At 69.1% G+C, this 223-nt stretch carries 1 protein-coding gene; it reads left to right on the forward strand.

Going from position 1 to position 223, the window contains the following annotated elements; genetic code table 11:
- Nucleotides 1-223, forward strand: a 223-nt coding sequence (locus E4K09_RS28720; protein WP_204985678.1) for a hypothetical protein, incomplete at both ends; no start/stop codon positions are given.

Here is a 223-nt window from a genome sequence, read left to right on the forward strand (position 1 = left end):
TCCTCGGCAACCTGGGCTACAGCCACGGCATCCTGGGCGTTCCGGGCAACCTCTTCGCGGCTTTTCCGGCCGCCTGGGTGGTGCCCATCACCATCGCGGCCGCAGCCATCCCTTACCAGCCGCGCCTCCAGGCGCTCGTGGCCCTGATCTATGTGGCGGGCCTGTCGCTTCTCGCTTACGGCGAAGGTTCGCTGACGCCTGCCGAGCGCCGGCAGGACCTGTC

This window comes from Microvirga pakistanensis, from assembly GCF_004458765.1.
GTDB classification, from domain to species: domain Bacteria; phylum Pseudomonadota; class Alphaproteobacteria; order Rhizobiales; family Beijerinckiaceae; genus Microvirga; species Microvirga pakistanensis.